Origin of the sequence: Salipiger thiooxidans (assembly GCF_900102075.1) — a bacterium.
Lineage (GTDB): Bacteria > Pseudomonadota > Alphaproteobacteria > Rhodobacterales > Rhodobacteraceae > Salipiger > Salipiger thiooxidans.
On the sequence record NZ_FNAV01000014.1, the window covers coordinates 54,859 to 76,657 of the forward strand.

A 21,799-nucleotide genomic window follows, 5' to 3' on the forward strand; every position below is an offset into this window, starting at 1 on the left:
TCTTCACATGAAATGTGCAGTTGCCTCTCGGCGCCGCGGGATGCGGCGTCCGGTCTTCTCTCCCGTTCGCTCCGGATGGACTCACTCCTCTTGTTCGCCCTCCGAATTGCATTCTGAATATTGTATTAAGTATGTATTGGTCAACTGAAACTTGACCGCCCCTGCCCCACAGCCTTCGCTGCGACCGTTTCTCCGGCGCGTCGTTGACGTCGGAAGGGGGGGTCAGGACGGCTCAGCCGTCGCGCACGGCCAGCGCGCTCAGCGAGAACCAGCGCGAGAAGGCCGCCACGTGCGGCCGGTCGCCTTCGAGCACGATGTCGCGCCCGCGGAGCGCCGCCTCCAGCGGCAGGTGGCCGAGCCAGATCCGCGTCATCGTGCGGATCCCGGCGGTGACCGTCAGGTCGGTGTCATAGCCCGGGTCGCGCAGGCAGATCTCGACCTCGCCGTCGCGGAACAGCAGCCAGAAGCGGGACGTCCGGGCGGGCACGCCGAGGAAATGGAAGCAGACCGTGAACTGCCGGTCGGTCGGGATGCCCTCGTGCGTGGCGCGGCGCCGGATGTTCCACATCAACAGGTCGGGATCGAGATTCTCGTCTTTCGTCATGTCGTCGCGGCTGTGGGCCTGTGCCCAGCGGCCCATGCTCTCGAGCACCGGGAACAGCGCGCGGCCGGCCTCGGTCAGGCCGTAGACGTTGCCCTTGCCAGTTTCGGCGGGGATGCAGGTGACGATGCCGCCCTGCTCGAGCTCCTTCAGGCGCTGGGACAGCAGGGCGCTGGAGATCCGGGGCAGGCCCCGGCGCAGATCGGCGTAGCGGCTGCTGCCGAAGTAGAGCTCGCGCACGATGAGCGGGGTCCAGCGCGTGGTGAGCACCTCGGACGCCCGCGCGATCGGGCAGAACTGACCGTATCCCTGACGTGTGCCCATGTGTCGAAGGCTACCGTGGCACCCGGCCGACGCTCAACTTCATTTTCTGAACTTGATCGGGTTTTGTCCCGGGCGACAATGGGGCCTCCATTTGGGCCGGGCCAGCGACGGGCCCGGCACGGGCAAGGGAGGGGACGACCATGGACACCGACACCAAGTTCGACGCCTGGACGGCGGGGCAGAGCTACGAGCATTACATGGGCCGCTGGAGCCGCCTCGTCGCGGCGCGGTTCCTCGACTGGCTCGAGGCGCCGGAGGGCGCCGACTGGCTCGAGCTCGGCTGCGGGACGGGGGCGCTGACCTCTGCCATCCTCGAGCGGTGCGCGCCGCGGACGATCCTCGCGACCGACGCCTCGGCCGCGTTCGTCGCCCACGCGCGGCAGGCCATCGACGACCCGCGCGCACGCTTCGAGACCGCCGCGGCGCAAGAGCTGCCCGCAGGGGATGGCAGCGTCGACGTGGTGACCTCGGGGCTGGTGCTGAACTTCGTGCCGGATCGCGTGGCGGGTCTGGCCGAGATGCTGCGGGTTCTGCGCCCGGGCGGGCTGCTCTCGTTCTATGTCTGGGACTACCCGGGCGGCGGCATCGGCTTCATCGACGCCTTCTGGAAGGCCGCCGCCGCGCTCGATCCCAAGGCCGCGGAGCTCGACGAGGGGGCGCGCTTCCCCTTCTGCAACGCCGACGGGCTGGCGGCGCTCTGCTCCGACGCGGGCATCGGGGACGCCGAGATCACCGTCATCGAGATCGATACGCCCTTTCCCGGGTTCGAAGCCTTCTGGCAGCCCTTCACCCTCGGCGCCGGCCCCGCGCCCGGCTATTGCCTCAGCCTGCCGGAAGAGGACCGCAGGGCGCTGAAATCGCTGTTGGAAAGCCAGCTGGGACCGGAAGGGTCTGTGGCCCTGCGCGCCCGGGCCTGGGCGGTGAAGGCGCGGCGCCCGTGACGCGCCCGCGCTGGTGCAGCCTGCCGGGCTCCGCTCATCCAAGGCGCCGGCCTTGCCAGATGCGGCCATCGGGGCGATCCTGAAGGGACTCAGGGCCCGCCGTGCCGGAGGAGCGCACCCGGGCCCGCATGGGCCAGGGAGGGCGCCGGAATGACCGTCTATTTTCTTGTCGACATCAGGGATGTGAGCAACACGGAGAAGCTCGCCGAATACCGCGCAGGCGTGCTTGCCACCGTCGAGGCGCATGGCGGGCGATACCTCGTGCTGGGCGGGCCCGCAGACGTGGTCGAGGGGACATGGAGAATCGGCACGCCGGTGTTGCTCGAGTTCCCGTCGCGGATCGCCTTCGACGGCTGGTACCATTCCGAGGAATACGCGCCGTTGCGCAAGCTGCGCCTCGACGCGACCTCGGGCGCCGCGCTCTGGATCGAGGGCTGCAAGCACCCGCCCGCCGCGCTTCTGCCGGGCTAGGCTCAGCATGGATCGCGCTGGCAAGCAGTCATGTCGATTACCGCGAAGATCGGCAGTGCGCCGCAGACCCTGAACGAGTGGGTCAAGAAGGCCGAGGTCGACAGCGGCAAGCGCGCGGGCATCCCGCCCGACATGGCAGAGAAGATGAAGGCGCTGGAACGGGAGAACCGGGAGCTGCGCCAGGCAAACGAGATCTTGCGCAAGGCGAGCGCATATTTTGCGATGATCGAAGGCAGCAGCGGCATCGCTTCGAGCGCTGCCTGAAATGCTCGACCGCCGGTCGAAGTGATGGTCGGGTTCCGCCATTGCCGGCAGGCGTTTGCTTGCAAACGCCGAGAGGGACGATCAGCGTGAGGCGCACGGGGTCGAGCCGATCTGCAGAGTTCTGCCGATCGCCCCATCCACCTACTACGATCACCTGGCGAGGCGGGCAGGCCCTCACCTTTTGTCATCGACGCCTACGCACGCCGGATCGTCGGTTGGCGGGCGAGCCAGACCGCGCGCCCAGGCTTTGTGCTCGATGCCCTCGAACAGGCTGTCTATGATCGCCGCCCGGTCAAGGGCGCGGGGCTCGTCCACCATTCCGACCGCGGGTCGCAATACCTGTCCATTCGCTACCCCGAGCGGCTGGGCGAGGCCGGCATCGAACCATCCGTGGGAAGCGTCGGCGACAGCTACGACAACGCGTTGGCCGAGACGATCAACGGCCTGTTCAAGGCCGAGGTCATCCACCGTCGTGGGCCGTGGCGCAACGTCGAGGCCGTCGAATATGCCACCCTCGAATGGGTCGACTGGTTCAACAACCGCCGCTTGCTCGAGCCGATCGGCGGAAGCAGAGGCAAACTTCTACGCCGCTCTGGAAACTGAAGACATAGCCGCGTAACTAACCCAAATCAGCCTCCGGAAAACCCGGCGCGGTTCACTTTGCGGAGAATTGGACGGTTATGTAAAAGGCTCCATGCTTACTTTCAGACCCTCAACAGATCAGGACTTACCGCGCGTCATGGAGATATGGCGCCGGGCGGTCGACGCCACTCATCACTTCCTTGCGCCCGTCGACAGCTCTGCCATTGAGGCCAAGCTTATGGAGCTCTTCCCACAGCTGAGCCTGCAACTTGCGGTCGGTGCCGACGACACGCCGCAGGGGTTCATGTTCGTGCATGACGGGCACCTCGAGGCACTGTTTATTGACCCGGATCAACATGGAAAGGGGATCGGCAAAGCCTTCATATCGCGAGCCATCGCCGCCCATCCTGAGCTGACAACCGATGTGAACGAACAAAACCCAGAGGCGCTCGCGTTCTATGAGCATGTCGGTTTCGTCCGCACCGGAACGTCTTCCCATGATGGTCAGGGGAGGCCTTATCCACTCATACATTTGCGGCATCAGTCACAAATGTGAGCGGCGGCCCCGTCGCCTTGCTGTCGGACACTGCGTTTCTCGTCCTCGTGTGGCGAATGACGGGAAGGTCCGCACTGCCGACCTTGGGTCGTTGGAAATGCTGCGGCGTGGATGAATGGCCGCTTCGGCGACGCTGCGCTGCGGTACAGGCGGTTGCTTCGGACGGCCGAATTGGGCCGACACCAGGCATGTCTGTAACGCTGAAGATGTTAGGCCCGGCAGATAGGCCGCCGGTATGCAGCGCCTTTGCGCCGCGTGATTACCTTGGCCTCTTTTCAGCTCTCAACGCTGTCGATGGAGCATGATGGAGCCCACGGCAAGAGAGAGGCCAAAGTAATCACTCACGGTACTTTCTGCGTGTCATGGAAAAAGGGGTCGTCGGCGTTCTTCAGGCTACAGACATTTCCGTCTGGATCGGTAAAGGAACCAGTGACGCCCCAGCTGTGATGCTTCGTTTCAACATCGATGCCCTGGGCCTCTAACATGATCGCTGCCGCGGCGACGTCAGGGACATTGAATCGTATGACGGTCGGGTTCTCGGACCGGTTCTTCCGTCGGTCTTGGGCGGCGCCTCCGCTCTCGATCATGAGGTACGCGGCCCCGAAGCGGAGGCAGCAAAGCCCCTCTTTCTCGTACCACAAAGGTAGGCCGAGCTTTTCACGATAGAACGCGACGCATTCGTCAAACTTCTCGGTAAACAGTATGACCCCGTAGCATTCCACTTGACCTGCCAGCGTTTCGTTCATCGCAACCAATCCCAAGCTCCTGAAAGAACCCGCTCACCTCGTGAGTTCAGGTCCGGAATGAACCCGTGCCAGTACGGGCAACCTGACGCGTTTGCTATCTGACGACGTATTCGAGCACGAGACAACCAATGCGCCCACCATCAGCATTTTTCGCCCGCAAAGACGGCGCGATAGGCAGCTGATGCTCACCACGAACGCCAACTCGGCGATTGAACAGAAACCAGCAGCTTGGACTTCCGCAACTTGAACGGGTCCCACTTGGCGGAAACCGCCACGCAGGTGTATACCAACCCATGTGACTCTCATCGTTTGAGAAATCCCCAAGTGGGACGGCTGATGGAAAAGTGGGCGGGGTGGGTCCCAGTTCCTGGACATCGCGAACGCCTCAAACGGGCCCTTCAACGCCCTCTCCAGAGCCCCTTAAACGCTAATTCACAAGGGCTTGCGCAACCCTGCCCACGACGCCCCGAAATGTCGGCCGAACAGCCCAGATCGCCTCATTCGGCCCAGTTTGCCGCCCTGCTGTAAAACTCGATCGACCTTGCGACGCCCCCGGCGCCCCCCCCTCAGCGCCTTGATTTCATAGCCTTTCGGCGTCCTCCGGGAACCTCGGGCCTCTTACGGTATCCACTGTAATAATGAGTGTCATCCAACACCCGCGATCCTCCGCAGCAGGGGGGACGTGCCGCAGACCGAGGGGCTGACGAGGACCACGAACTCACTGTCGATGAGGTTCAGGTCAATGTCGTGCAGGATCCGGGTCTCGCCGAAGTCCTTGTGAAGGTTGGCAATCGTCAGGTTAGCCATGAGATGGCTCCCGCGGTCTTGAAGGTCTTGGTGCCGGCCACGACGCCGCGCCCGGAGATCTCGGGCAGGACGGGCGGCGGGCAGCAGCATGGGGAAGAAGAAGCCCCCGGCCGAGACCGCCCTGCCCTGCTATCTGCGCGCCTGAAGCTGTCCGTGGTCGCCGTGCAATCCCCGTCTCGCGCCTGTCCCGGCCCCCGGTCAGTGTGATCCGCGCGGACTGTCATTGGCCCGCGGGGTGCGCCGGCCGCGTCATGTCTCTGCGTGGTAAACCTGCGGCTTGCATGGATTTCTTGACCGGACGCGCCTCATTCCTGACGCTTGGTCACATCCGGGCGTTGGCGATTGGCAGAAGATGTGCCCGCCTCAGACCTTTTCCCGGACACGAGCAAACGCGGCGCCGCTGCCGCATCCGGCGAGACAAACAGGCCGTGGCGAAGCAAGCGCAACTGATCACATCCGTAGGCTCCGGCTTCGACGACTATCTCCCGGCCTTTGGCGGTGAGCTGTCCCGCAGGCCGCAGTGTTCCGACACCGGGTGTCGCCGCCTTGGTGACCTATGAGGGCCGCGGCGACGCGGGTTATGACTGGCCGCAGGACGCCGAGTTCGCGACCGGCATCATCCTCAACGACGCGCGGCGGCGATGCGGCACGGCGTGGCATCTGGAAACGCTCAGCTTCGCCCGACCCGCGCAGCGTCTGCGCCGGCTCGAGTCCCGGGGGGGCACAGCGTCCGGGTCGCCGCCGACGAGACCGGGGTCTCGTTCTCCGCCGAACTGCCCGAGCAGCGCAATTCGCAGGCCGACCCCGGCCCTGCCGCCATCCTGCGCGACCACCTCGACCGACCGATCACCGGCATCGCCCTCGATCTCGGTTTCAGCGAAGCCAGCACCGTCTCGCGCCTCTTACGCGCCAGGCTGGACCTCAGCCCGATCCGGCACCGGCAGCAGGAAGGCCGGCGCCAGGCTCTCCGGACCTGCGGTCTAGTCCTCCCCGTTCCCCGCATCGTCTCCGTGCGTGTACTTCCGCCCGAACGCCGTGAGCGCACCGCGCAGGCCGCGACCGGCGCGGCTGGCTTCCTTCCGCACGCCGCTCGTCCGCGCCTCGATCCGCAGCCGGTTTCGCTGGGTGTCGAGCGCAGGGCCGATGAGGCTGTCGATGCGGGCGCGCAGACGGTCGACGTTCCAGTCGGGCTCGGTGAGGACCACGGGGATGGTGTTGGCGGTGGCACGTGCATCGGCAATGTCCGTCTGCACCGCCGCGACGACCTCGGTGATGCGCTGCATGGCGTCGCCGGTGAGATGGCCCTCGGGCAAGGGCCATGTCGGCAGCAACTCGTCGATGCAGGAGACCGCCACCACCACCGGTGGCATCCGGCGCCGCGGATCGTCCGAGACGATCCCGCGCAGCATCGCGATGGTGGCGCGGTCGATCTCGCGGGCGGGGCGGTTGGCGCGCACGGTCCAGACGATGAGGTCGGCGCGCGCCAGCTCGTCCGCCACCTTCCGTGCGAGCCGCGACGAGCCATCGAGTCCGGGCATGTCGAGCAGCATTGTCTCGACCCCTTCGAAATCGGTGGGGTAGGTCTTGGGCGCGTCGGTGGTGGGGATCACGTCGACCTCGGCCAGATCGGTGCCGAGCAGCGCGTTCACGAGGCTCGACTTGCCGGCGCTGATCTGCCCGGCGACAGCGATGCGCAGCGGCATGTCGCTGGCCGCCAGCCGCGCCCGGTCGAGATCGCTCGAGGCGAGGCCAAGGTCCAGCAGCTCGGAATCCGAAAAGCGCAGCCGCCCGGAGTAGAGCTCGACCGCCGCCGCCGCCACCTCCTCGAGCAGCAGCGCCTGCAGGATCGCGGTGCCCTCGCTGGTCACGAAGGAGGAATGGCCCTCGGCAATGACCCCCTCGATCTCGCGCAGGACGGCGGTGGGCAGGGACTTGACCGCGCGGATCACCCGCCATGCGTTCCAACCGTGCTTCGTCACCTTCATCGCGACGTCGCGGCGGCGCCAGAGCCAGAGCAGCGTGCCCACCGAGATGCTGTCCGAGAACGGCACCTTGTCGCGGATGTCCGAGCGCAGGCGCACGGCGACACGGTCAATGAGCAGCAGCGCCTCAGGGACGGTGAAGTCGAGCACGCCCCTGTCGCCCTTGCCCGAGGCCTCTGCGACGCGGCGCACCACCTCCTGCGCGATCGGCTGCAGCTCGTCCCATGGCAGCGGACCCGAGGTCTTTTCCTCGATAAACAGCTGCGCGGCCTCGAAGGCGGCGACCTCGGGCGCGTTCCACGACGGATCGACCCGCGCGTGCAGCTGGTCGGGGCGCGGCGCCCGCCCGGCCTCGCGCCCCCGCATCCAGAGCCGCGTGAGCCGGATGAGCGCAACCAGCCCCCCGAGCGAGATCGAGGCCACGATGAACTCGATCAGCCAGCCGTGTTCGACCATCCATGCGAAGCCGGCGAGCATCGAGGCCACAAAGGGCAGCGCGAGGGCGATGACTGCGAGCAGGCGGTCCCAGCGCAGCAGCGCCGGGCGGAGGCGCTCAGTCAGCTTCATCCGAAGACCTCCTGAACGCCCGCTGGTAGACCTTGCGCAGTTCCTCCTCGCTGGGCGCACTGCCATGCGCGCTCCGGTAGAGATAGTAGGCCGCGGCCCGGCCGAGCGCGTAGGTCGTGGCGAAGCTGATCGCCCCCGCGGTGGCCGCCCCCACGGTCTGGCCGTAGACCGGAATTAGCTTCGCCAGCTCGCGCAGGCCGAAGTTCGTGGCATAGCGCGCGCCGACGCTGACCCCCATGGTGCTGAGGAAGGCCGCGGCGATCTTGCGATCCCATTTCACCCCGTAGCGCAGGCCCAGCTCGTGCAGCATCTTGAGCTGCGTCGCGGGCACCGCCACCAGGCCGACGACCGGCGCGAGATCGCTGGTCAGCGCGACACCGGCGTAGGACAGGACGCAGCGCTTGTGCCTCTGGAATTCCAGATGCTCTGCGTCGCCGGCGCGGGATTTCTCGAGCAGCAGCCCCGCCGCCGGCAGTGCCTCGAGCAGGTGTCCCCTCAGCGCGTCGAGCCCCTCGACATCGGTCGCCTCGCTCGGAGCCAGCGAGAGGCTGACCGCGGGAAGCTCGCGCCCGGCAGCCCGGTTCATCCTCGCGGCAATGGTGCGCTCGGCGCGCTCGCGCGCATCCGGGTCGGGCACCAGATCCTTGCCGGTGAGCACGAGGATGGCGCGCATCCGGCTGTCCGAACCGGCGATGTCCGAGACCGCATCGGCGAGCATGCCCTGCACCGGATCGTCGAGCCGGCAGACGATCAGCAGCACGTGGCTGCGGTCAAGACAGGCGGCGAGGTCCTCGGCCGGATCATAACCCGCCTCGCCCAGGCCGCGGGTGTCGAGGAACCGCACGAGCGGCTGTTCGGGCGGAAAATCGTAGCTGCGTGCGGTGCGTGTGCAGGGCTGGAACCCGTTGCCGATCTCGACGTCCGACTGCTCGGTGAGGGCCCCGACCAGCGACGACTTCCCCGCGCCGGTCTTGCCCAGCAGCCAGACCACCGGCAGCACGATCTCGTCGTTTCCCTCGGGTGTTGGACGCCTGGAGCGCCTGAATAGTCGGTTCAGCATCTCGGTTCCGATCCGCGGCTCGCCTCGTCCGCCTTGCCGGAACGTTCCGCCAAAAAGCCGCTCATTTCAACATGATCTGTCGGAGTGGCTGAGCGGATCGCTTCGGGCGTGACATCTTGCTCTCACCGCCTTCGATACAGTGACGACACAGCGCTTGCGAATCCCAAGGCGCGCCAAGCAGTCCGACTGAAGTCGCGCAGTTTACCGGGAAACGGCCAGCAGCGTGACGCCTCCTGCGCCATATTGAGCGACTTCTCGAAACTAGGTGTTCCCATTTGCCCAAGACGCCGTCTTCGCCAAATTTGAGGCAAGGAGACCATGATGAGAAATTAGGATTTCAGTGATGGGTCAATCGGGGTGACCTGCTCCCGCGAAATCCCTCATCGTAGTGTAGAGTCTGAGCCAACTTGCGCTGCTCCCTAACCTTGGACCGCCGAATTCTGGAGTTTTTCGGCCTGGTCATGGCGACGGGCTGGCTGCGCCGCCGGGATAATGCAGGGCGATCGGGAGGTTGTATCCGATGGCGCTGTGGGGTCGGTCTTCGTTATAGTGTCTACGCCAATCCTCCAGTTCTTCTTGCGCGTTCGCAAGGCTCATGAACCAGTGCGCGTTCAGGCATTCCGACCGGAGCTTGCTGTTGAAGGCCTCAATGAAGCCATTGTCGGTTGGCTTGCCAGGGCGTGAGAAGTCCAAAGTGACCTCGTTGGCATAAGCCCACAGGTCGAGATCGCGAGAGATAAATTCGCTGCCATAACCTGTCGGCAGCGCTTGTTCCCGACGTGCTACGGCATCCAATTCGCAAAGCAGCCCCGAAACCGAAATACTGCCTACTCCAGGCCCATGCGCTTCGGCATGATCTGCAAAGCCAACGGCATTGAGCATCGCCTCACGAAGCCCAACCATCCTTGGGGTTGGGAGGATTGGGAAGCAGTCCCGGGCACTGTTTCTCCGACAAACGGTCAGGTTGAGCGGATGAACCGAACGATCAAGGAGGCCACCGTCGGGCGTTTCCACTACGATAGCCACGACCAGATCCGCACCCACCTCGCGGACTTCATCGCTGCCCACAATTCCGCTCGCCGGCTCAAGTCGCTCAGCGGTCTCACACCTTGTGAATACGTCTGCAAGGTCTGGATTTCAGAGCCGGACAGATTCATCTTAAACCCGATCCACCAAATGCCGGGACTGAACACCTAACGGGCGACTGTGCGCAGAAGCCGGGTCGTGGCCCCTACCAGTTCATCCCATTTGCCTGAAACCCTCATTGATCGCTTCGAAGGGCAGCATGATCGAGCCAAACCGCGTCGGAAATCCGCGGGCGGCGGAAAAAACTGACAACTCTTCCCACGGAGCGGCAAAGACCTGCTCCTGCCCATGCAAAAGGTCCCAGAGTGCCGCCCCGGCCGCAGCCACTTCGGCCCGGCACTGACCGACGGCGACTTCGGTGACGAGGCCCAGCGAGGCCATGCCCAGGGTGCAGGCCCGCGACCGCCAGCCAAGAGCGCTGATGCGGCCCTGCTCGCGCATCAGGTCCAGGGTAATCATGCTGCCGCAAACCTGGCTTCTGCGGGAAACCGTAGCCTCCGGGTTCTTCAGCCGCCGATCGGAACGCACCCGAGCGGCAAGCTCTCGGATGCGCGGTCTGTAGAGTGCGGCCAGTTCCGCCTCATTCATAGACACGGTCAATCCACGTCGGGCTCGGGCGTCACCTGACGGCCCAGCACGGCAAGAAACTGAAGCGCAAAATGCAGCCCTCGCCGCACATCCTCGTCGCCTGCCGCCCGCAGCAGACCCAGCCGCGACGGCACTGGCGCGGTCGCCGCCTGATTGGCCGCATAACGCGCAGCATTGCCGAGCGCCCACGCGGTACCGGTGATGTCTTCATACGCGGTCATCATCTTCTGGATCATGGCATCATCCGCCATGTCCACACCGTCCGAAGCGAGCGACATCAGATCGATGACATTGTGCAGGCGTCGGCCTTGGATCAACGGTGCGAGCTTGTTGGCAAGATCGATCAGGCCCTCCTCCGTCGCTGCGTCGGAAAAGGCGCTCTCTTGATTGATGCGCTCGAGCAGCGGGGTTTCCGCGCCGTTTGCTGTGGGGTTCGCCATGGCGCCCTCCTGTTCTTAAGCTTCAGATCTCAGATGATGCCGCGCGCGACAGACCAATAGATGCCGCGGTTGAATGCCTTGCGCAGCAGTCCGCCGACCTTGGTCGGCGGCGTCGGATACACATCCTCATCGTAGTTGTAGAAAAGCGGCATGCCCGCTTCCAATCCCATCTGCGCCACGGCCTGCACCTTGCCGTCATAGTGCTCGACGATGCGGCCCAGCCGCATATCCCCGGCGATATTGTTGACGATCACCGGGCACTGGTTGTGGCAGGAGCCGCCGGCCTTGGAGATCGGCAGATCGACCGTATCGCCCATCACGTAGGCATTTGGATAGCCTTCGAGTTGCAGCGTGTCCCGGTCGGTTGGCAGCCAGCCCTCGTTGTTCGCCGCTTGCGAGAGACCGCTGTTGATCACCGCATCCACAGCGCGGATCGGCGGGGTCGACATCAGAATGTCGAACTCTTCTTCCTCGCCCTCTCTGGAGATCGCGACCTTGCGTTCCGGATCGACCTTGGCCAGCGTGAAGCTACGCTTGTATTTGATATCGCGCTCTTCGAAGATCGGCGGCAGGACAGAACACACCTCTTCCTGCATGAACAGGCAGTTGCGCAGAAGCTGAGAAACGGTCGGATAGGTATAGACGATCTCGATCTGGTCGCGCACACCCTTGCGGCGCAAATACTCGTCGAGCATCAGCGTGGTTTCCATCGGCGCGATGCCGCATTGGTGCGGGACGTTCGGCGTTTCGGGGAAGTTCACGGTGACAAACACCCGGCCCTTTTCAAGCGTCAGCAGTTTGTCCGATAGTTTCCGGGCCGGCTCGTATTGATAGAAATAGTCTCCGCCTTCCTTCAGCCCCTCGATCCGTTCAGGCGCGGGCAGACAGCCGGTGGAAACCACGATGTAATCGTAGCTGATCGTCTTGCCGCTGGCGGTCTTCACCTTGGAGCCCTTGAAATCGAAGGCTTCAACCTTGTCGAGCTGAAAGTCGATCTCGGGACGCAGAAGGGACTGCTGTTTCCTGCGCAGTTCACCTTTAAAATACATGTCAAAGGCAACATACATGAACGCCGGCTTGTAGTAGTGCCACGGATTGTCCGAAAGCATGGTCACCTTGACCTTGCCGTTTGCGATCTCTCTGTAGAACTTGGTGACAAGGCTGTTTGCGGTCATCGTACCGCCGATACCGCCACCGACCACGAGTATATGCTTTTGCATGATCCCTCCCCTGGAATACTGGAACCCTCCACCCACCAGTGCAGTGGACTTCGGACCAGGGGTCCAAATACGAGCAGATTTGGCTTGCGACCAAGCACCAACCTTTCCATTTTGGAAAACAGGGGTGCGTGGGAGGGGCCAAAAAATGAACGACGCCATCAGCTCTCAGCAAGAGCCCGACGCGATGCGGGCGGCGGTTCAGTCACAGATCATCGACTGTCTCAACCGGTTCTATGCGATGGAATCGGGGATGTGGGGCAAGCCGCTCGACAGCCTGATCATCCGTACGGTTGTGCAGGGCCGGATGCAGGGCAAGCTCTATGATTTTTCGGCTCTGTCAGAGGCGCTCGACCTTCCGATCAGCACCCTACACCGCAAGATCAACAGCTTGGTCGAAAGCGGCTACCTGCGGCGCGAGCCCGTCGGAAAATCGATCTATATCGCGCCAACCGAGCGCACCTCGGTCAGGTTCGATGAGTCTTTCGAGGCGATGGTCACGACCCTGCGGCGGCTCTACCGAGGCGAATACAACTTCGACGGCGCGCCGAACCTCTGCGACGAGCCATGAGCGCCCCCATAAAGCCGGATGCTGACGTAAGCGAGAATGTGCTCTGTGCCGATCTTCGACGAGAAGCAGATCAGAGGTATTCAAACGGAAACAGCATGCGCCTGAAGTCAGGGCGAAGGCAGCGCTTAAAGCGCTTGTCCGTTAATCTGTCATGGTCGGCCGTTCCAGATCGATCCCGTCCCGAGAGTGGATCTGCCTTTGGCCACGGCGCTCTTCCACGGAATGCTCCCGTGCCGTTTCATCTCGACAGGACGTTGTTGCGCGACGCATGCCTGAGACCTGATGGCCCCTTTCGCCGCCGGCGTCATGCCACGCGGACGATTCCAGCGGTGCCCGGCGCATTGAACCGGTTGATGAGGAAGCGGTTGATAAGGGCGATGCGGATCTGGATTTCGGCGGTTTGTCGGCCCGGGTCTCTTGACGCGACGCGCTCGCCGAAGGCCTTGAGGCACCGCATTTTCGCCTCGATCCGGCTTCGGACGTGGCATCCGGTTCATCCCCTGCCCTCTCGGTGACTGCGTGCACTCATCGAGAGGGGCGGCCGGGGTTGCCGTCATGCGCCGCGAGCCAAGTCAACTCCTTGTCCAGCCAGATCAGTCGCGACCCGCGATTGAGAAGCGAAGCCGTGTAGCTCGACCAGTTCGTCGCGCGATAGCGGGCGGCTGCAGGCTTGCTCATCCACCCTGTCTAAGCGATTGGATTCACGAGGTGAATCCTTCGCAGACAGAGTTCTGCAACAACGCCAGCTCGCTGGAAGAACAGGTGCGCAACGCTTTCGCGGAAGGTCACACCGCCGAGACCGCCCGTCAAGCATGGCCAATCAGTGCTGGCGCGACATGGCGCTTTCAAGCTTCGCGGGAACTGGGGACTTGTATTGAGTGACAGCAGTGTTGCTGATCACGGGCTGATTCCTCGACGGCACCATCGCGGGTTCGTCGCCGTTCCTGGCTGCTCGGTACGCTCGCTCGAGCTGACACTAGGCCCATTCGTGCCGCGACTCGCCAAGGCCGGCTCGTCCGCTCGGGATACTGCGCGTTGCCCTGCCTCGTGCCCGCGATCGCCCTGGCTTTCCCGACCGATATGCACGGGATTCATAACTCTCAACAAATGAAGGGCTACACGATCCTGAGCGAAACACTCGCCTTGCGCGGGCAGAAAACCCGACCGAAACGATTGGCATCCGATCCCGACAATATCAATCAACCATTTGTTTTTATTCGGTTTTATCTTGCCAACTCCGCGAGTTGCAACCATATCCCCTTCATGGCGAGGGACGCTGGACCACGGCCCTTACCAACAGAGATACATAGGAGAAAGCCATGTCCAACGAGCATAACTGCGCAACCTGTGCCTTCTTCGAAGACCACAAGGCGAACACCACTGCGGTTCCGGATGATGCCGGCCTCTGCCGCTTCAACCCGCCGGTCACCCAGCCCGAAGCCAACGCCCGCGGCCTCTGGCCGGTGGTGAAATCCGACGACTGGTGCGGCCACTTCGAAGCCGAAGCCGCCTGAGCGGCCCGGAACAGGGCGACGCCATCCATCCCCCCAGCAAGGCAGCCCGCGCGGGCGACCCAGCAAGGCAGACAGACAGCCAAGCCGAAGAGGAAGAGCGGATCGACGATCCGTCCTTTCTTGCGTTTCAGGTCGCGAAAAGCCAATGCCATGCGCCAGCGGCAAGGCGGCCTTGCAGCCGCGTCCCTTGTTCTGCACCGCAGCACTGCGTAGGTAGGGGCAACGGCGCAGCGATGTGCCACAGAGTTTCCTGGGGTTCTCTCCTCCTCCCTGAGCCCCGGAAATCAGCGGCGACCCTCTCTCCTCCTCCCTGAGGGTCGCCGCGCCCCTACCCTCCCCCTCGCATTCACCAGCAGTCCGCCCCCTTGCATATGCCCTGCGCATGAAAAGACCCGCCTGGCACACGGGCCGGGCGGGTCTGTCTGTCGTGGTCAGCGTCCCTCGAGGGATCAGGCGGCGGTGCTGCGGTCCATGCGCTCGCGCTCGGCGGAGACCGCCTCGAGGTACAGCTCCGGATCATCGTCCGAGCCGCAGACCTTCGTCGCGATGTCGAAGTCCGACATGCCACGCAGCAGCAGAAGCTCGACCTTGTTGGCCTGCTCGCGGTTCAGAAGGTTCATGGTGTCCTCTCCCTTGGCTTCGGTCGGCACAGGCCCCCAGAGAGGGCGGGACGGCCGTCCATCGGTGTCATCCAGTTGTTCGGATCCCCGCCCGAGTGCGCGGCGGGTGCCTCTTCTTAGCACAGTCCGGTAGCGCAACCAAGCGGCATGACCGGGCGTTGCCCGGGACGTTGCGACACAGGGTCGTACATCGCCAGATCGCCGGACGGGCAGATGCTCAGGAAGTGAGCAAAAGATGAGCGCCGGATATGCCAATTGGTCGCATATGGCGGGTTTCACCACCCGCTGCCATTGCGCCGCCTTCTGACACCTATATCTCGGTAAGAGAGACGCCCGGTCGCCCCACACCTCCCCTGGAGGCGACCGGTTCCAGACTGGATGGGCCTTTACTCTTTCGCGCCATCCGTCTTCAGGGTCGGCCCGCCCTCCTCCTCCCGGCGGGTCGACCACGAATTCCCTTGCGCGTGCTACGTCACATGACAACGGGCTCCGTGTCCAGAAAATTCGACGCTGCGTTGCGGCGCAGTCGCAGTCACTCGCGTCAGCCGGCAATCACCCAGACGAAAAGACCCCCGACGCGGTACGCGCCGGGGGCCGGTCTTGCGTTGCGATCGCCTCGCGGGATCAGAAGAACGACAGGTCGTCCACCATGTCCTGCTTGTCGGTCACCCCGTCGAGCGCCACGATCCGGCCTCCGCCGAAATCGAAAATGGTGTCGCCGGAGCTGTCGTCGGCGAAGGTGTTCACCACCTGCTGCGCCGTCATGCCACCGCCCCAGAGCGTTGCGTCAAGTCGCAGCGTGTCGATGTCGTCCTGGAAGTCGAGGATGGTATCCACCTCGGAGCTCAGCCCGAAGATGAAGGTGTCGGCCCCGGAACCGCCAGCGACGGTATCGTTGCCACCATTGGCCCGGATGATGTCGTTGCCCGACCCGCCGAGGATGGTGTCGTCGCCATTGGCACCGGCCAGCACGTCATTGCCCGACCCACCCTCGATGCTGTCGAGCGTCGAGGTCGACGCGGGGTTGCCACCCGAGTAGCCGGTGATGGTGTCGTTGCCGCCACCGCCACGTAGCGTCTGGAAGTTGCCGCCACCGATGATGATGTCGTTGCCGCCACCGCCTTCGATGGTCACCGTGTTGATGCTATTGGCGTCGAGGACATCCCCGAAGGCGGAACCGACCAGCCGGTCGAAACCCTCGAGAATGTCGCCGTCGGCGTGGCCGCCGGTGTTGGTGGCGGAGTTCATCAGCACCTGCACCCCGGCGTTGGAGTTGGCGTAGCTCACCGTATCCTTGCCGTTGTTCCCCACGAGGCTGTCTGCCCCGGCGTTGCCCGCGATCACGTCGTCGCCGAGCCCACCGATGATGGTATCGTCGCCAGCCGCGCCCGCGAGCACGTCGTCGCCGTTGCCGCCTTCGATCACGTCCGCTGTCGAGGTCGAGTTGAAGTTGGCACCGGCATAGGCGGTGATGGTGTCGTTGCCGCCGCCACCGCGCATGGTCTGGGTGTTGCCGCCACCGATGATGCGGTCATTGCCGCCGCCGGCTTCAATCGTGGTCAGGTTGCGGTTGTTGGCGTTGATCACGTCATTGAAGGACGAGCCCACGACGCGCTCGAAGCCGGTGATGAAGTCGCCCTGCGCATGGCCGCCGGTGTTGGCACCGGATTCCAGCAGCACGTTCACCGCGGCGTTCGAGTTGGCATAGCTGAGTGTATCCCGGCCGTTGCCGCCTTCCATGCTGTCGGCACCTGCGTTGCCGGCGACCACGTCGTCGCCGAGACCGCCGATGATGGTGTCGTCGCCCGCCGCACCGGCCAGCACGTCTCTGCCCGAACCGCCGTCGAGAAAGTCCGCGACGCTGGTCGAATTGAAGTTCGCACCGGCATAGGCGGTGATCGTGTCGTTGCCACCCTGGCCACGCATGGTCTGGGTGTTGGCACCACCGATGATGCGGTCGTTGCCGCCACCGGCTTCGACCGTGGTCAGGTTGCGGCTGTTGGCGTCGATGGTGTCGGCGAAGGCCGAGCCCACGATGCGCTCGAAGCCGGTGATGAAGTCACCCTGCGCGTGACCGCCGGTGTTTGCGCCGGTCTCGAGCGTGATGTTGATGCCGGCGTTGGAGGCGGAGTAAGACAGCGTGTCGCGGCCGTTGTTGCCGAACATGCTGTCCGCGCCCTGGGCGCCCGCGATCACGTCATCTCCGAGCCCGCCGATGATGGTGTCATTGCCGAGGCCGCCGTTGATCGTGTCCGCGCCTCCACGGCCGTTGATGCTGTCGTCCCCGCCGTTGCCAAGGAAGATGTTGTCAGCGCCGTCGCCGAAGAGGTTGTCATGCTCGTTCGAGCCGAAGACGTTCTCGACGCTCTGGATATCGAACGAGGCGCCATAGGCCGTACGTGTCGAAGTATAGAGATAGTCATAGGTCTCGGTGGCAAGATCGACGAGCATCCCGAGCGTGCCATAGGTCGTGCCCGAGAAGTCCGCGGTATCCCTTCCGGCGCCACCGAAGAAGTTGAAGCTCCAGCCGATGCCGGTCTGGGCGACGGTGTCGTTGCCGCCACCGCCGGTGATCGTGTCGCCGTCCTCGTTGAGCCCGCCGAGGTGGTTCACGAGGTCGTTGCCGGCCCCGAGGATGAGCTCGTTGTTCTCAGTCACGGCGTCGGTCACGGTATCGTCACCCGCGGTGCCGATCGCGTTCTCGAAGCTGATCATCTGCTCCGTGTTGGCGTTGGTGTCGGTTACGAGCTCCGCGGTCAGGTCGATTTCGAGGCCGTTTTCACCCGAATTCGAGAAGTCGATCCAGTCATTACCGGAGCCACCGTCATGCAGGTCGGAGTTGATCGCCGACGAGACGCGCAGCGTGTCGTTGCCGGCATCGCCGAAGTAGTTGCGGATGGCACCGAGCTCGGTGATGTCGTCATTCCCGGCGCCGCCACGGACGTCACCAGCGCCGCTGTCGACGGTGAAGGTGTCGTTGCCGACCGTGCCCGCCCAGTAGTCGAACTGAGAACCGGACAGCGGCATATCGCCCTCGCTCGCGGCATCGCGGACGTCGAGGATCTGGGTGTAGATCCGGCTGTTGAGCGTATAGGTCACCTGCACCCGGCCATCCGCGAGTAGCGTCGCATCGGGCTGCGAGGCGTTCGCCTCGTCGGAGATGACGAAGTTGCTTCCGACCTGCGCACCGCTGGCGTTGAAACGCTGCGCGATGAGCTGGTCGAGCGTGTCCTCGTCGTAGATGACCATGAAGCCGCCATCGTCGAGCGCGACCACGACCGGCTCGTTGGCATCGTCGACCCCGCCGAGGTTGGACACCACGATGACGCCCGACGTGGCAGACCCGGACGCGTCGAAGACCTGTGCGAGAATGTCATCGTCGGTGTCGAAGTTGCGCCACGCCACGACGAAGCCGCCACCCGCGAGCGCCGTCACCGACGGATCGTAGTCAAGCTCGGAGTCCCCGGCGGTGCCGGCGATCGAGGTGATGCTGAGCACGTTGGCACCGGTGGGGCTGAGGATCCGGATGACGATGTCGGTATCGCCGGTGCCATTGTTGCGACCGGCCGCCACGACGTAGTTGCCGTTCGAGAGCACATCGATGTCGATGTAGGGATAGGTGGTGACCGAGCCGCCGCCGAGGATCAGGGTCGCGGCCCCGGTGAAGGACTCGGTGTCGGAGTTCCAGATCCGGGCGTAGACGTCGCTCTCGGTGGCGCTCTCCTGCTGCGACCAGATCACCATGGCCGAGGTGCTGCTCGACACGGCGATCTCGGGCACGAAGCCGTTGGGCACCCCGTTGCTGCCATCGAAGAACGCGTAGGCAAGGGCCTCCTGCACGCCTTCCGCATCGAACTGACGCACGCGAATGTCGTCGAAGCTGCCGGTGTCGACCTCGTGCGCGATCAGGAAGCCACCGTCGGGCAATGCGGCGACGGCAGGGAAATCGTCAGCGTTGTCGGTCTCGCCGAGATAAAGCTCGGCCGAGACGACGTTGCCGAACGGATCGAGGATGCGGCCCCATACGTCGTAGTCGCCGTCGTCAAAGGCAGTCCAGACGATGAGGACGTTGCCGTTGGACAGCTGGACGACGTGGGAGTCGGCGTCGGTGCCTGAGCTCGTGCTGGGAATGAGTGTCTCGGGGAGCCAGGCGACTGGGGTATTGGGCATATCAAAATCTCCATAAAAAATTGCGCGTGGCGCCATGGGCGGTACGCACACCTGCAGTCACTGGGTAACAGGGAAGAGTCGACTTGCCGCCTAAAACGGGTGTGGTCGCCGGGGACTCAAAGGCGACGGGGGCTCTGTAATAGGCTAAAAAACTCTCCTACCGCTAATGTTGATCAGCCTAACACGCGCGTGATTGACCTGCATAGCCCTTCGAGCGTGTTGCTTTCCGTACTTGACAGGCGTTTTTTCTCAACAAAGTCTCTGCGCTCGCGCGCCGGGAACGACCGCCACATGCGGGCCTCAAAGCCGCAGAAATTCCAGCGTAATTACATGATAATATTCGGTTCGTCCGCGCATTCGCCTGACCGCCCTGGGATCGGGCCGAATCGCCGTCCGGTATTCACGCACCACCGCAGCCGCGAAGTTGACGCGACACCGCCCGCGCGCGGCCATCGGCGATGGTTCGCGGAGGATTCGCCCGCCAAAAAATCTGACGCGAAAGAGCGTCTGCCGCGACTCTCCTCACATCCAAGTGAGCCGCCCCGGCGGGCCGCCGGGGTTGACCGCAGCGCCAATATCGTTACCTAGGCAATCATTAGCAGGGTAACGTATCACGCCATGACCGATCCGGTTCACAAAGACTTCCTGCCCGCGGTGTTCGGGCTCGTGCGGGGGATCCGCAAACGCTTCAACGCGCGCGCCGCAGCGATGGAGATGACCTACGCCCGAGCGCAGGCCCTGCTGCACATTTCCGCCTGCGAGGGGCTCAGTCAGGCCGAGCTTGCCGAACGGCTCGAGATCCGCACGCCGTCGATGAACCGCACGCTCGACCATCTCGAGGCGGCGGAGCTGATCGAGCGGCGCAGCGATCCCGACGACAAGCGCCTGCGCCGGCTGTTCCTCACCCCGCAAGCCCATGCCAAGGCCGAGCGCATCGTGGGCTTCACCGAAGAACTGCGCCGCGAGGTCTACCACGACGTCACGCCCGAAGAGCTTGCGCAGGCGCTCGAGACGCTGCGCCGGATCCAGCAGAACCTAGACCGGATGGAAGGCTGATGTCCGAGAGCTCCGCCACCCCCGGGGCAGCCGCGACGCCGCCCCGCCCCGCCTTCGTGCCGAAACCGCCGCTGCTCGCGGCGGCCTACATGCTGGCGTCCACCTTCATCGCGCTGTCCCAGTCGCTCGGGCAGGGGTTCCTGTCGGCCAATCTGACTACCCTTGGCGGCGAGCTCGGCGCCACCCAGACCGAAACGATGTGGCTGATGGTGGTGTTCATGGCGCCGCGGGCGGTGCTGCCGCTGATGCTCATCAAGATCCGCATGCAGTTCGGCCTGCGCCGCTTTGCCGAGGTCTCGATCATCGTCTACGTGGCGGTGGCGCTGCTGAGCCTGCTGGCCACCGACCTGCGCTCGGCGCTGGTGGTCGAGCTGCTCTCGGGTATCGCCGCCGCGCCGCTCTCGACGCTGGCCTTCCTTTACATGCTCGAGCCCCTGCCCCCCGAGAAGAAACTGACCATCGGCCTGCCGCTGGCACTGACCATGATCTCGCTCGGCACGCCGCTGGCAAGGGCGATCAACCCGCTGATCCTCACCGACGGCAGCTGGACCAACATCCTGATGCTGAAGCTCGGCATGTCGATGATCTGCCTGGTCCTGGTCTACCGCCTGCCGCTGGTGGCTGCCGAGACCATGAAGGTGATCAAGGGCATGGACCTCGTCAGCTTCGGGCTGATCGCCGCCTCGTTCGGCGGTTTCGTCGCCTGCTTCACCACCGGCGCGACCTACTGGTGGGTCGAGGTGCCGTGGCTCGGGCAGGCCATCGCCGCAAGTATCGCCGCCCTTGTCCTCGCGCTGGTGATAGAGCTGCACCGGCGCACGCCGCTCCTCGACGTGCGCTGGCTGACCTCGCCCGCAATGCTGCACCTGACCGCGGCGCTGCTGATCTTCCGCATCATCCTCTCCGAGCAGTCGTCTGGCGCGCCGGGGCTCTTCCAGACGCTGGGCTTCGCGCAGGAACAGGTCGCGCCCCTGTTCTGGGCAATTGCCGCCGCGACCCTTGGCGGCGGCATCGCCTGCGCGCTGGTGCTGCGGCCCGACCGGGTGCCCTTCATCCACGTGGGTGCGCTGCTGCTGATCGCCGCCGGCGCCGGCATGGACGCGCATTCCAACAGCGGCCTTGCGCCCCGCGACCTTATCCTGAGCCAGAGCCTCATCGGTTTCGCCTCGACGCTGTTCCTGCCCTCGGCCATGGCCACGGGGCTGCTGACCGCGCTCAGCAAGGGCCCGCAGTACCTGCTGAGCTTCATCATCGTGTTCCTGTCGAGCCAGATCCTTGGCGGCACCATCGGGGCCGGGCTGTTCCGCAGCATCGTCACGGCACGCACCGCCGCCCACGCGGAGTGGATTGCCGAAGAGCTGACCACCGGCGACCCGCTGGTCAGCGCCCGGATCTCAGGCCTCGCGCAGCAGCTCTCGGCGCAGCTGACCGATGCCGCCCAGCTCAAGGCGCAGGCCGCAGCGCAGCTTGCGGCCACCGTCCAGCGCGAGGCGACCGTCGCCGCCTACAACGACGTGTTCGCCGCCATCTCCTTTCTCGCCCTCGCAGCCCTCGCGGTGCTGACGGGCCATATTCTCCTGAACTTCCTGCGCGCCCGGATGGCTCCCCCCGTCCCCGCCGCGCATTGAGGACCCTC

At 64.5% G+C, this 21,799-nt stretch carries 18 protein-coding genes, 5 pseudogenes and 1 other annotated feature; of the genes and pseudogenes, 10 read left to right on the plus strand and 13 right to left on the minus strand.

Annotation, left to right across the window (positions count from 1 at the left end):
- Positions 1-232: 232 nt before the first annotated feature.
- Positions 233-925 carry a winged helix-turn-helix transcriptional regulator gene (locus BLQ77_RS19890; RefSeq protein ID WP_089962414.1) on the minus strand — a complete coding sequence of 231 codons (693 nt, stop codon included), beginning with the start codon at positions 923-925 and terminating at the stop codon, positions 233-235.
- A 140-nt stretch (positions 926-1,065) separates the two neighbouring features.
- Between BLQ77_RS19890 and BLQ77_RS19895 the strand changes: the two genes are divergently transcribed.
- The 5 genes and pseudogenes from BLQ77_RS19895 to BLQ77_RS19910 all read left to right on the plus strand — a co-directional run bounded on the left by BLQ77_RS19895 (position 1,066) and on the right by BLQ77_RS19910 (position 3,739).
- The gene (locus BLQ77_RS19895; protein WP_089962416.1) at positions 1,066-1,866 is read left to right on the plus strand and encodes a class I SAM-dependent methyltransferase; all 801 of its coding nucleotides are present in this window, start codon (positions 1,066-1,068) and stop codon (positions 1,864-1,866) included.
- 150 nt (positions 1,867-2,016) lie between these two features.
- Complete coding sequence (locus BLQ77_RS19900) at positions 2,017-2,337, plus strand: DUF1330 domain-containing protein (RefSeq protein WP_089962418.1); 321 nt, start codon at positions 2,017-2,019, stop codon at positions 2,335-2,337.
- A 30-nt stretch (positions 2,338-2,367) separates the two neighbouring features.
- Positions 2,368-2,601 carry a hypothetical protein gene (locus BLQ77_RS29980; RefSeq protein WP_207545862.1) on the plus strand — a complete coding sequence of 78 codons (234 nt, stop codon included), beginning with the start codon at positions 2,368-2,370 and terminating at the stop codon, positions 2,599-2,601.
- Positions 2,547-2,737: a sequence feature (AL1L pseudoknot), on the plus strand. (Overlaps the previous gene by 55 nt.)
- A pseudogene (locus BLQ77_RS29985) lies at positions 2,704-3,204 on the plus strand (DDE-type integrase/transposase/recombinase); the annotation flags it as partial. It overlaps the preceding feature by 34 nt.
- Positions 3,205-3,295: 91 nt before the next feature.
- Positions 3,296-3,739 (plus strand): acetyltransferase, encoded by a 444-nt coding sequence (locus BLQ77_RS19910; RefSeq protein ID WP_089962421.1) that lies wholly within the window; start codon positions 3,296-3,298, stop codon positions 3,737-3,739.
- Between the two features lie 341 nt (positions 3,740-4,080).
- On the opposite strand, the gene BLQ77_RS19915 is transcribed toward BLQ77_RS19910, so the two are convergent.
- From BLQ77_RS19915 to BLQ77_RS19930, 5 genes and pseudogenes are all read right to left on the minus strand, one after another.
- Positions 4,081-4,485 (minus strand): VOC family protein, encoded by a 405-nt coding sequence (locus BLQ77_RS19915; RefSeq protein ID WP_131822043.1) that lies wholly within the window; start codon positions 4,483-4,485, stop codon positions 4,081-4,083.
- Positions 4,486-5,130: 645 nt separating this feature from the next.
- Positions 5,131-5,292 (minus strand): hypothetical protein, encoded by a 162-nt coding sequence (locus BLQ77_RS28880; protein ID WP_165617159.1) that lies wholly within the window; start codon positions 5,290-5,292, stop codon positions 5,131-5,133.
- A 980-nt stretch (positions 5,293-6,272) separates the two neighbouring features.
- Positions 6,273-7,841 (minus strand): GTPase family protein, encoded by a 1,569-nt coding sequence (locus tag BLQ77_RS29890; RefSeq protein WP_207545863.1) that lies wholly within the window; start codon positions 7,839-7,841, stop codon positions 6,273-6,275.
- On the minus strand, positions 7,828-8,901 hold the full coding sequence (locus BLQ77_RS19925) for a YcjF family protein (RefSeq protein ID WP_089962430.1): 1,074 nt from the start codon (positions 8,899-8,901) through the stop codon (positions 7,828-7,830). The genes BLQ77_RS29890 and BLQ77_RS19925 overlap by 14 nt, the downstream gene beginning before the upstream one ends.
- Before the next feature lie 459 nt (positions 8,902-9,360).
- Positions 9,361-9,651, minus strand: a pseudogene (locus tag BLQ77_RS19930) (integrase core domain-containing protein); the annotation flags it as partial.
- Positions 9,652-9,747: 96 nt separating this feature from the next.
- Here BLQ77_RS19930 and BLQ77_RS19935 point away from each other — a divergent pair.
- Positions 9,748-10,098 (plus strand): annotated as a pseudogene (locus tag BLQ77_RS19935) (integrase core domain-containing protein); the annotation flags it as partial.
- Between the two features lie 42 nt (positions 10,099-10,140).
- Here the strand turns inward: BLQ77_RS19935 and BLQ77_RS19940 are convergent.
- The 3 genes from BLQ77_RS19940 to BLQ77_RS19950 form a co-directional block, all read right to left on the minus strand.
- A complete protein-coding gene (locus BLQ77_RS19940) occupies positions 10,141-10,446 on the minus strand; it encodes a hypothetical protein (protein WP_242661784.1) in 306 nt (101 codons plus the stop codon).
- Between the two features lie 137 nt (positions 10,447-10,583).
- Positions 10,584-11,015: a DUF1641 domain-containing protein gene (locus tag BLQ77_RS19945; RefSeq protein ID WP_089962434.1), complete on the minus strand. Its 432-nt coding sequence runs from the start codon at positions 11,013-11,015 to the stop codon at positions 10,584-10,586.
- A gap of 29 nt (positions 11,016-11,044) precedes the next feature.
- Positions 11,045-12,235, minus strand: coding sequence for an NAD(P)/FAD-dependent oxidoreductase (locus BLQ77_RS19950; RefSeq protein ID WP_089962437.1), 1,191 nt, complete (start codon positions 12,233-12,235; stop codon positions 11,045-11,047).
- A gap of 145 nt (positions 12,236-12,380) precedes the next feature.
- On the opposite strand from BLQ77_RS19950, the gene BLQ77_RS19955 reads away from it, so the two are divergent.
- Positions 12,381-12,803, plus strand: a complete 423-nt coding sequence (locus tag BLQ77_RS19955; RefSeq protein ID WP_089962439.1) for a helix-turn-helix domain-containing protein — start codon at positions 12,381-12,383, stop codon at positions 12,801-12,803.
- Positions 12,804-13,107: 304 nt separating this feature from the next.
- Here the strand turns inward: BLQ77_RS19955 and BLQ77_RS29445 are convergent.
- Together BLQ77_RS29445 and BLQ77_RS29450 are read right to left on the minus strand one after the other, a co-directional pair.
- Positions 13,108-13,296 (minus strand): annotated as a pseudogene (locus tag BLQ77_RS29445) (IS5/IS1182 family transposase); the annotation flags it as partial.
- A gap of 38 nt (positions 13,297-13,334) precedes the next feature.
- Positions 13,335-13,481 (minus strand): annotated as a pseudogene (locus BLQ77_RS29450) (IS5/IS1182 family transposase); the annotation flags it as partial.
- Between the two features lie 641 nt (positions 13,482-14,122).
- Here BLQ77_RS29450 and BLQ77_RS19965 point away from each other — a divergent pair.
- Positions 14,123-14,317: a hypothetical protein gene (locus tag BLQ77_RS19965; RefSeq protein ID WP_089962441.1), complete on the plus strand. Its 195-nt coding sequence runs from the start codon at positions 14,123-14,125 to the stop codon at positions 14,315-14,317.
- 449 nt (positions 14,318-14,766) lie between these two features.
- On the opposite strand, the gene BLQ77_RS28885 is transcribed toward BLQ77_RS19965, so the two are convergent.
- Positions 14,767-14,937 carry a hypothetical protein gene (locus BLQ77_RS28885; RefSeq protein ID WP_008887484.1) on the minus strand — a complete coding sequence of 57 codons (171 nt, stop codon included), beginning with the start codon at positions 14,935-14,937 and terminating at the stop codon, positions 14,767-14,769.
- A gap of 624 nt (positions 14,938-15,561) precedes the next feature.
- Positions 15,562-19,107 (minus strand): beta strand repeat-containing protein, encoded by a 3,546-nt coding sequence (locus tag BLQ77_RS19970; protein ID WP_089962443.1) that lies wholly within the window; start codon positions 19,105-19,107, stop codon positions 15,562-15,564.
- 618 nt (positions 19,108-19,725) lie between these two features.
- On the opposite strand from BLQ77_RS19970, the gene BLQ77_RS19975 reads away from it, so the two are divergent.
- Together BLQ77_RS19975 and BLQ77_RS19980 are read left to right on the plus strand one after the other, a co-directional pair.
- Positions 19,726-20,163, plus strand: coding sequence for a MarR family winged helix-turn-helix transcriptional regulator (locus BLQ77_RS19975; protein WP_008887459.1), 438 nt, complete (start codon positions 19,726-19,728; stop codon positions 20,161-20,163).
- Positions 20,163-21,791, plus strand: a complete 1,629-nt coding sequence (locus BLQ77_RS19980) for an MFS transporter (protein ID WP_089962445.1) — start codon at positions 20,163-20,165, stop codon at positions 21,789-21,791. Before BLQ77_RS19975 ends, BLQ77_RS19980 begins: the two co-directional genes overlap by 1 nt.
- Positions 21,792-21,799: the final 8 nt, after the last annotated feature.